Source organism: Vicinamibacteria bacterium, from assembly GCA_035620555.1.
In the GTDB taxonomy this organism is placed as follows: domain Bacteria; phylum Acidobacteriota; class Vicinamibacteria; order Marinacidobacterales; family SMYC01; genus DASPGQ01.
Map to the genome: position 1 here is coordinate 1 of DASPGQ010000291.1, position 9,935 is coordinate 9,935.

9 protein-coding genes are annotated in these 9,935 nt (G+C 62.4%); 2 read left to right on the top strand and 7 right to left on the bottom strand.

The features are described from left to right. Positions 1-21: 21 nt before the first annotated feature. Entirely contained in the window at positions 22-2,619 is a 2,598-nt protein-coding gene (locus tag VEK15_11880) for a right-handed parallel beta-helix repeat-containing protein (GenBank protein ID HXV61388.1), read from the top strand. Between the two features lie 31 nt (positions 2,620-2,650). Here VEK15_11880 and VEK15_11885 read toward each other — a convergent pair whose 3' ends face one another. Continuing rightward, positions 2,651-4,051 carry an O-antigen ligase family protein gene (locus tag VEK15_11885; protein HXV61389.1) on the bottom strand — a complete coding sequence of 467 codons (1,401 nt, stop codon included), beginning with the start codon at positions 4,049-4,051 and terminating at the stop codon, positions 2,651-2,653. A 40-nt stretch (positions 4,052-4,091) separates the two neighbouring features. Here VEK15_11885 and VEK15_11890 point away from each other — a divergent pair, with 40 nt between their 5' ends. Continuing rightward, on the top strand, positions 4,092-4,346 hold the full coding sequence (locus VEK15_11890) for a hypothetical protein (GenBank protein HXV61390.1): 255 nt from the start codon (positions 4,092-4,094) through the stop codon (positions 4,344-4,346). 28 nt (positions 4,347-4,374) lie between these two features. On the opposite strand, the gene VEK15_11895 is transcribed toward VEK15_11890, so the two are convergent. The 6 genes from VEK15_11895 to VEK15_11920 form a co-directional block, all read right to left on the bottom strand. Continuing rightward, positions 4,375-4,809 carry a F0F1 ATP synthase subunit epsilon gene (locus VEK15_11895; protein ID HXV61391.1) on the bottom strand — a complete coding sequence of 145 codons (435 nt, stop codon included), beginning with the start codon at positions 4,807-4,809 and terminating at the stop codon, positions 4,375-4,377. A 147-nt stretch (positions 4,810-4,956) separates the two neighbouring features. Beyond that, positions 4,957-6,384: a F0F1 ATP synthase subunit beta gene (gene atpD / locus VEK15_11900; GenBank protein ID HXV61392.1), complete on the bottom strand. Its 1,428-nt coding sequence runs from the start codon at positions 6,382-6,384 to the stop codon at positions 4,957-4,959. A 19-nt stretch (positions 6,385-6,403) separates the two neighbouring features. Next, on the bottom strand, positions 6,404-7,276 hold the full coding sequence (gene atpG, locus VEK15_11905) for an ATP synthase F1 subunit gamma (GenBank protein ID HXV61393.1): 873 nt from the start codon (positions 7,274-7,276) through the stop codon (positions 6,404-6,406). Position 7,277: 1 nt separating this feature from the next. Continuing rightward, positions 7,278-8,810 (bottom strand): F0F1 ATP synthase subunit alpha, encoded by a 1,533-nt coding sequence (gene atpA, locus VEK15_11910; protein HXV61394.1) that lies wholly within the window; start codon positions 8,808-8,810, stop codon positions 7,278-7,280. 61 nt (positions 8,811-8,871) lie between these two features. After that, positions 8,872-9,432, bottom strand: coding sequence for an ATP synthase F1 subunit delta (atpH, locus tag VEK15_11915; GenBank protein HXV61395.1), 561 nt, complete (start codon positions 9,430-9,432; stop codon positions 8,872-8,874). Further along, a partial coding sequence (locus VEK15_11920) for an ATP synthase F0 subunit B (GenBank protein HXV61396.1) occupies positions 9,429-9,935 on the bottom strand: 507 nt, incomplete at its 5' end. The genes atpH and VEK15_11920, both read right to left, overlap by 4 nt.

Here is a 9,935-nt window from a genome sequence, read left to right on the forward strand (position 1 = left end):
CGCGCTACGAGACCGATCAGCATGTCGCGCTCTAGCTCGCTCGCCAAGCTCTTGGGAATCGCCCTCGTTCTTCCCGTCCTCGTGCTGGTCGGCGAGTACCTCCACCGGGTGGCCCGTTTTCGCCATGCCTGGGGCGCCGAAGCCCCGGTAGCGGCGGCTAAGGACTTGCTCCTCGAGATCGTCCAGAGGTTTCCGAGCCCTCTGGACAAGGCGCGGCTCGAGTCGTCGGGCCTTCCCGTTTACCAGCTTCGCCTCCAGTCGAACGATTTGACTGCACTTCGTAACCTCGCGGCCGAGGTCTCCGCGGCCCGCGTTTCTACGGGAATCCTGCGCGATTACGTCCCTGCCCAGTTTCTCTTGGAAGATGGTCGCTGGCTTCCCATCGAAGTGAAGCTTCGCGGCAAGACAGCCGGGCATTACGCCAGACAGAGGCCATCATTGCGGCTGAAGTTTCCCCGGAACCACTACTTCGAGGGAAAACGACACATCAACATCTCGAACCCCTCCGACAAGGGCGTCACCAAGGACCTGACGACGAACTGGGAGCTCGCCCGTCATGGAATCCTGACCTGGGACAGTCGTTTCGTCGTCCTCAAGATCAACGAAAAGGTCGTGGGACTCTTTCAAGAGATCGAGGAGATCGGCCGGCCGATGCTCGACCGCGGCGGCCGCTCCGAGGGCTTCATCTTCGACGGCAACGGCCAGCTCGCGGGAGCCCCGGGTGGGTTCGGATGGGACAAGGCGGAGAGTGCCATAAAACGGCTGCTCCAGTGCAAAGAGGAGACGAGCTCACCGCCCGACGCGGATCCCTGTAATTGGACGTTCCTTCAGACTTATACGGACACGGACCGGTTTGCTTGGGCTGCGGCCGTCACGACCCTTGTGGGAAGCACCCACGCCTGGAGCAACAACAACCTTCACGTCTATTACGACCCCGCTCGGGGGACGTTCGAGCCCATTCCCTGGGACTATCTCGGCTACCGGATCGACCCCGAAACAACGATCGAGGGCGAGACCGCGACCAACGAGGCACGGGCCTTCTTGAGGATTCCCGAGTTTAGGCGGATGCGGGATGAGCGGCTGTGGACTTTGATTACCGAGAGGGTCGAGCCCATGATCGCGCACGCCAACGAGGCCTTCGCCCGGCTCGATGCGGCTTTCCGCTACGACAACCACGCAATCCGTTCCTCGAGAGGCCATCGCATCCACGAGGCTTTCATCGAGGAGCTCGAAAGCAATGCCGCCTATCTTTCCACTCTGTTTCGTACCGCGGAGCTCGGCGTCGTGGTCCGTCCGACCCAGAACGAAGGAAGCGTGGTGGTCGAGCTCGAGAACCGGGGCAAGGCCTTCGTGTGGGTGACCGGTGTCGTCGTGGCGCGGAACGGAAAACGGGTCGTCGTGCCGCTCCCGGAGCACGAGCTCGTCGACGGCCAATGGTCCGGCGAGCCAGGCAGATCCCGCCTGGCCATCAGAGAGGTCCTTGACGTCGAGATCATTGGACTCGCGGCGCGAAACGGTGTTACTGGCGAGCTCTTGGCCGATGACGACGTTCAGATCCGTTCCTCTGAGATCACCGTGGCGTCACTGGATCGCGAAGAGATGCCGGATTCGGCGCCGGTGCTTCCGGGAAACGCGCGCCGGGAGGGACGAACGATCGTTCTGGGACCCGGCGTGGTGCACCTCGACGCCACCTGGGAAGTCCCACAGAGCTACTCCGTCCAGGTCGAGCCCGGAACGACGATCGAGCTCGAGGACGGAGCGTCGCTCATCGTCTACGGAGACCTCACCGCGGTCGGAACGGCTCGCGAGCCCATCGCGGTTCGCGGAGCGAAATCCAAGAGTGGGTGGGGAGCCCTCGTCGTTCAAGGGCGGCGCGCCGAGCGCAGCACCGTCCGGCTCGAGCACGTGATCCTCGAGGGGGGGGCCGGCGCCGAGAATGACCGGACCCATTTCACCGGGGCCCTCTCGGTGACCGATGCGGTGATCTCGTTGCGTGAATCGCGTTTCGTGGACATCGCCGCGATCGATGGGATCAATTTCAAGTACTGCGATGTCGAGATGCGGAACAATGTCTTTTCCAACACCGCCGAGGACGCCGTGGACCTCGATTTCTGTACCGGTGTCGTCGTGGGAAACCACGTGTTCGGGGCGGGCGGCGATGGGCTGGACTTCAGTGGCTCCGATCTCGATGTCGAGCAGAACATCATCGAGAACTGCGTCGACAAGGGAATGAGCGTGGGTGAGAAGACCGTGGCTCGGATCCGGGACAACCAGATCGACCGTTGCTACACCGGCATCGCCTCCAAAGATGGATCGGACGTCACCATCGAGGCGACTCGATTGACCGGCCTCGACGTGGGGGTTTCCATCTATCGCAAGAAGCTCACTTTTGGCACACCCGTCGCGAGACTCAGCCGGGTGGTCATGGCGGACGTGAATACCGCGATTCTCGATAGCCACGAAGGCGATCTCACGGTAGCCGATTCCACCCTGTACGTCGTGGGAGACGAGCCGCGGTCCTCCCGGCGAGGACTGAGCGTCGTTCGCGTGAAGCAGGTCCCGCACTCACCGGCGTCCGAGGCGATTCACGAGACGAGCTCGGTTTCGGGGGCTCCGTAAGACGTTCAGCTCGCTCCAGCGAGCGCCCGAGTTACCCGGGCTCGTGCGCTTCGGTCTCGCGAGGGGTCGAGCGGCTCTCGGCGGCCGCGAGTCCGATGAGAGCAATGGCGAGGCCGAGGACGATCCAGAAAAAGCTGTTCCCCAACTGAGGAAACAGACTTCTTCCCGTCAAACCCGCGACGAGATACGACCCGAGCGCTACCAGCGCCCCTCGGAGATGCTCGGCCATGGCCGGGTCGGTCGAGATCTGAAGACTCTGCTTCAGCTTCCAGAGAACGACGAAAAGAAAGGCCATGAGAATCGTGAACCCAACGACGCCCGCATCGAGGAGCAATTCCACGAACATGTTGTGGGGATGGCGAACGTCCAGAATCGCGCCGCGCTCGGCCATCTGCGATGCCCCGGTGGCGAACCGCCCGTTACCCAGGAACAGCTTTTCCGGATCGGCGGCCGCCTCTTCGAGCAAAGGAATCCAGAGGGTATCGATCCGTCCCGCGGAGACGGCATTTCGATCTCCCGATTCGAGGCGATAGTTGAGGCGTTCTGCGATCTGGGACCAGGCGAAAAACGTGACGACGGCGATGGCGGCGGCGATGAGGGGAACGTACCTGACCCTTTTCGAAAGAGCCAGGTAGCCGACGACTCCGATCGGAACCGACAAATATCCCGTCCGGGACAGAAGCGTCCCGACGGAGGCTATACCGAGAACGAAGCAGACCGCGCTCAGCGTGTCCCGCGTCCGGAACCAGCGCGCGAGGATTATCGGAATCCCGATGATGGGGAAAGTCACGAGCCCGTTTCGGTGGAGCCCGAGGGTCGACATGTAGTTGTCGTTGATGACTTTCGCCTCGGCGCCTGGCCCGGCCATGAAGAAATACACGTAGAGCACGAAGGCGCCCAGCGACCCAACCGCAAGGGTCACGGCGGTCGTCAAGAACTCGGCGTCTTTTCGCGTTCTGATGAACCGCGCCACGATGACGAGTGGTAGAAAGTAGACGAACGGTTTCACGAGGTGGGTGAGGATGTGCTCCGACGGGCTCAACGGCTCGAGCACGTAGTAATTGATGGTCTCCAAGTTGGCGAGAGAGCGGAAGACGGCCACGGAGAAAACCGCCGCCCAGGCGAAGGCCAGGCCGGTAGCGTAGGTGGGGAGCTTCGTGCCCTTCTTCCAGTTGATGACCGAAACGAAGACAACCAGGACCATGAGCAGGTTGAGCAGCTTCGTGCCGGAAAAGCCCGCGAGGTTGACTCGAAAGGGATCCGTGCCGCTGAAGGGCAGGAGCACGACCAGCAGCGAAAGGGCCCAAAGTGGTCTACCGGCGATGAGAAGGACGACGACCGAGCCGATGAGAAAGAAGACGACGAGGAGGCTTGCGGAGACGATGGCGGAGCCCACGAAAGCCCCGGCGGCCAGTGCGGCGGAGAGGACCAACGCGGCGCGGAGGGAGGGCGCGAATCGACTTCCCCCCAAAATGGATCTGGGACCGGTGTGGCTCGTCGGGCTCGATGCGTCGAAGTACATGAACGCGGTTATTGGTTACGTGAGCGTCGGCTTTGGGGGGATAGGGACCGACGTCGCGGGGAGCGAACCAGCCGCCGCCCCGCGTCCAGAAGATTATACCGTCGGAGGCCGCTCTCATCAACACCGGGAGTCGACGGGTGATGCCTCGAGCCCCGCTAACCGGGTTGCACATCTCCCGATGGCCGAGCGCGGCGTCACGGTCTGACGGTTGACGGCGTAACGGTGACGCTGGGCTAGGGCGAGCTCTTCCCCCCTTGGCTGCGGCCAAGCTGGGCAGCAGCCAGCCTCGCGGTCGCCCGCTCATAGGCGTTTCTGGCTCGTTCCAGGTCGTACGCCGTCCCAAACTGCTGCAACCGCTCCAACGCCCGCTGCTTGGCGGTCTCGGCCCGTTCGAGGTCGATGTCTCCCGCGAGCTCCGCGGTCTCCACCAACACGGTGACTTTGTGGGGAAGGATTTCGGCAAAGCCCCAGTGGACGGCCACGAACGCGTTTCGCCGCCCGATTCGGTACCGCAACTCCCCGGCGCGCAGCTGGGTCAGGAACGGGCGGTGGCCCGGGAGCACTCCGAAGTGACCTTGGACGCCTGGCGCCTCGACCTCGTCGACCGACTCGCGCAGTACGACTCCGGCCGGAGTCACGATCTCTAGCTCGATGCGCTTATCGTCCATCTCTATCTCTCTCTGTACTCAATGCCGTGGCGGGACCTGCGATCGCCCGGCCGCCACGGCTCGGCCCTTGCGGCGCTGCGCGCCGATCTCGCGGCAGACGTTTGGCCACCGCTCGGCAGGCTGGGTCGTACTTTCTAATCAGCCTGGCTAAGCCGCCGCCATGCGTTCTGCGTTCTGCTCGACCTCCTCGATTCCCCCCGCCATGTAGAACGCTTGCTCGGGAATGTGATCGTACTCGCCCCGAACCAGTCGGTTGAACGCTTTCACCGTCTCCTCCAGCGGGACGTAGCGACCGGGCCGGCCGGTGAACTGTTCGGCAACCTGGAACGGCTGGGAGAAAAACCTCTGGATCTTGCGCGCCCGCGCCACCGTGACTTTGTCTTCTTCGGAGAGCTCATCGATGCCCAGGATCGCAATGATGTCCTGGAGGTCTTTGTAGCGCTGGAGAATCTCCTTGACCGCGAAGGCTACACGATAGTGCTCCTCCCCGATGACGCGCGGATCGAGGATGCGCGAGGTGGACGCGAGCGGATCCACGGCGGGGTAGATACCGAGCTCGGCGATCTGACGGGAGAGCTGGGTCGTGGCGTCGAGGTGGGAGAACGTAGTGGCCACGCCGGGGTCGGTGTAGTCGTCTGCGGGAACGTAGATGGCCTGAATCGACGTGATCGACCCCTTGTCGGTCGAAGTGATGCGCTCCTCGAGGTCGCCCATCTCGGACGCGAGAGTCGGCTGGTAGCCAACCGCGGAAGGCATGCGTCCCAGTAGCGCCGAGACTTCCATGCCCGCGAGGGTATAGCGGTAGATATTGTCGATGAAAAGGAGAACGTCCTGCCCCTCGTCGCGGAAGTATTCCGCCACCGTGAGACCCGTGAGCCCCACGCGGAGGCGCACGCCGGGCGGCTCGTTCATCTGACCATAAATGAGGGCTGCCTTTTCGATGACGCCAGACTCCTTCATCTCGAGCCACAAATCGTTTCCCTCGCGCGTGCGCTCCCCCACCCCCGCGAAGACGGAGAAACCCCCGTGTTGCGTGGCGATGTTGTGGATGAGCTCCATGATGATCACCGTCTTACCCACTCCGGCTCCGCCGAACAATCCGACCTTGCCACCGCGTACGTATGGCTCGAGCAGGTCGATGACCTTGATTCCCGTCTCGAACATCTCGAGCTTCGTGCTCTGCTCGGTAAACGCGGGCGCCTCACGGTGAATCGGATAGCGCGTCTCGCTCTCGATTGGACCTAGTCGGTCCACGGGCTCACCGAGGACGTTCATGACACGACCGAGGGTACTCGGGCCGACGGGCACGGTGATGGGCTGTCCGGTATCGGCCACCGTCATTCCGCGAACCAGACCGTCGGTGGGCTGCATGGCTACGGTTCGGACGCGATTTTCCCCGAGGTGCTGCTGCACCTCGACGGTGATCTCGAGCTCCTCGGTGGAAAGCTTCTTGTCATCCTTGATCGTTAGCGCATTGTATATGGCCGGTAGCTGACCGCTCGCGAACTCCACGTCCACGACGTTTCCGATCACTTGAACCACTCGGCCCAGGTTGCTTTGTTTCGGCTGCGGCATGATCTCGGTTCTCTCCTGACTAACGTATCGCCTCGGCACCGGAAACGACTTCGAGAATTTCGGTGGTGATGCTCGCCTGACGGACCTTGTTCATCGTCAGCGTCAGCTTTTCGATGAGCTCGGTGGCGTTCCGCGTGGCGTTCTCCATCGCCGTCATCCTTGCCGCATGCTCGGCGGCAGCGGATTCGAGAAGCGCGTGCCATACCTGATACTCCACGTGGCGCGGAATGATCGCATCGTAGATCTCGGCTGCGGTCGGCTCGTAGATATAGTCGAGCTCTTCGGCAACGTTCTCGAAATGGAGCTTCTCGAGAGGCAGGAGCCTTTCGACGACGACGTCCTGCTGCATGACGCTCTTGAACTCGTTGTAGATGAGAAAAACGGCATCGACTCTGTCTTCGGCGTCGGGATCGTCCTTGGAGTAGCGCTCGATGAGCGGCCTCGCGATACTTCCCGCGGTCTCGTAGGACAGCTCGCGAAACACGTCGGGATACTCCTGTCGGATCGAACGGCGCCTTCGAAAGTAGTCCCGTGCTTTTTTCCCAACCACTTGAAGCTCGAGGCGCTCGCAGGTGATACCACGAAGGAACTGCTCGGCCGATTTCAGAATGTTGGCGTTGAACGAGCCGCAGAGGCCCTTGTCCGCGGTGATGACGACGACGTCGACATGGTTCGGCTCACGGGCGCGAAGCAGGGGATGGCTCTCGGGATCGGCGCGGGTTGCGAGGCTATTGAGGACCTCGAGCATCTTCTTGGCGAAGGGCCGGGCGGACAGGATGGCGTCCTGAGCCCGCCTCAGCTTTGCCGCGGCGACCATCTTCATGGCCTTGGTGATCTGTTGGGTGTTCTTGACGCTCCGGGTGCGTCGCCTCAAATCGCGCAGGCTGGCCATCTTACGCCGCCGACGACTCCGATGCCTCGCTCTTGAATCTTTCCTTGAACTCGTCCAGTGCTCGCTCGAGCTTGGCTTTGAGGTCCTCTTCCAAGGTCTTCTTCTCTCGGATGGCCTGGAGCACACCTGGGTGGCGCTCATCGAGGTATTCGTAGAGGCGGGCCTCGAATCTGCGGCATTCCGACACCGGCAGATCGTCGAGATAGCCGTTGTTGGCCGCGTAGATGACGGCAACCTGCTTTTCCACCGGGACGGGCTCGTATTGGTCCTGCTTCAAGATCTGCACCAAGCGCTCGCCTTTGGCGAGCTGCGCCTGCGTGGCCTTGTCGAGGTCCGAGCCGAACTGGGCGAATGCGGCCATCTCCCGATACTGGGCGAGCTCGAGCCTCATCGTACCTGCCACCTGACGCATCGCCTTGATCTGCGCCGAGCCTCCCACGCGGCTGACGGAGTTACCGACGTTGATGGCCGGGCGGATGCCGGCATTGAAGAGGTCGCTCTCGAGATAGATCTGACCGTCGGTAATCGAAATGACATTCGTTGGCACGTAGGCGGAGAGATCGCCCGCCTGGGTCTCGATGAACGGAAACGCCGTCAGGGAGCCCCCGCCCATGGCCTCGGAGAGCTTCGCCGCCCTTTCGAGAAGGCGGGAGTGGAGGTAGAACACGTCGCCGGGAAAAGCCTCGCGACCAGGAGGCCTTCGCAGCAACAGGGAAATCTCACGGTAAGCAGCCGCGTGCTTCGACAGATCGTCGTAGATGCAAAATGCGTGGCCCCCGTTGTCTCGGAAGTGCTCCCCCATGGCGCAGCCCGAGTACGGGGCAAGATACTGCAGAGGAGCGGGATCGGATGCCGCCGCGTTGACGACGATGGTGTGACTCATCGCATCCGATTCTTCGAGGGTCTTCACCACCTGGGCAACCGTGGACAACTTTTGCCCGATCGCTACATAGACGCAGATGACGTTCTTTCCCTTCTGGTTCAAGATGCTATCGACCGCAATCGCCGTCTTACCAGTTTGACGGTCGCCGATGACGAGCTCCCGTTGGCCGCGCCCGATCGGAATCATGGCGTCGACTGCCTTCACTCCCGTTTGAAGGGGCTCCTTGACAGGTTGGCGGTCCACGATACCCGGAGCAATGCGCTCGACGGGATTGAAGTTCTTGGAATGGATGGGACCCTTGCCATCGATGGGCCGCCCGAGCGCGTCTACGACCCGGCCAACGAGACCGTCGCCCACGGGGACCTGGAGAATCTTGCGTGTTCTCCTCGCCTCGTCTCCCTCCTTGATGTAGGTCGTATTGCCGAACAAAACGAGACCTACGGCCTCTTCTTCCAGATTCAGGGCGAGCCCGAAGACCTCGTTGGGGAGCTCGACGAGCTCCCCGTACATGACGCCTTCGAGGCCGTGCACGCGCGCGATCCCGTCGCCGGCGGAAACGACCGTACCCACCTCGGCAACTTCCACACGGGATTCGTAATCCCCGATTTGTTCCTTCAGAATCTTTGTTATCTCGTCCGCTCTTATTTCCATATTTCTCTATTCTGCCGCGCGTTCGACCGCCAACGGGGCGATAGAGCTCGGGCGTTTGACTTCACTGCCCTGACAGGGCTCTTTGTCTGAATTGGCGCAGCTCGGCCGCGACACTCGCATCGAATATACGGTTTCCGATGCGAACGACCAGGCCTCCCACGAGCTCCGGGTCGGTTCGGAAGCTCAGCTGCATCTTCTTGTCCAGAGCCTTCCCCAGGCTCTTGGCGAGCCGTGTTTGCTGATCTCGCGTGAGGGGATGTGCCGAGACGACTTCCCCGTTCTGGATCCCTTTGTGCTCCATGACGAGGCGCAAAAACTGTCGCGAGACTTCCTCCAGAATGGGGAGGCGGTCCTTGAGGGTCAGGAGCCTGAGGACGTTCAACGTGTAGGGCGTGAGCGTCTCGTTTCGCAGAAGCTCCTCGAGTACGCGAACCCGCTTGGCGGCGGGGATCCTGGGCGAGGTTAGCACCTCGGCCAGTTCCGTCTGTCGGGAGAGGAATGCCGTCACCCTATCGAGCTCGGAGGCGACTCGGTCTTCGTCCGCTTTCTTCTCCACCGCGACCGCGAGGAGGGCGTTCGCATAGCGCTCCGCGAGGACGAAGGCGCCCGCACTTCGCCTCATCGGGTCTTCTCCAGCGTCGCGATGTTCTTTTCGATCAGCCGAGCGTGGTCCGCCTCCGTCATCGTCGCCTCGAGCTTTCGGTGCGCGAGATCGACGGACAGGTCGGCGGCCCTGGCCAGAAGCTTGCGGCGCCCCGCTTCCACCTCCGCTTCGATTTCCTTTCGCGCCAGCTCCTCGATACGCGTAGCCTCTCGCGACGCGGATTCGAGGATGCGCTCGCGCTCGGCGAGAGCGGCCTGGCGCGATTCCTCCTTGGCTCTCTCGACCTCTGCGTCGAGTCGAGCGAGGAGCTCGTCTGCCTTCAGGCGCTCGCTGTCGGCGCGCTCCTGCTTCTCCTTCGCTTCCTCGAGTGAGGAGCGGATCTGTTCGGTTTTCGCCTCGAGGAAGCCGGCGATGGGCTTGCGGAGTACGAGCGCGAGGATCACCGCCAGGATGGTGAAGTTGACGATGCGCGGGAGCTCGCCGCCCTCTGCCGCCCAGAGCGGGCTCACCGGTACGAGAAC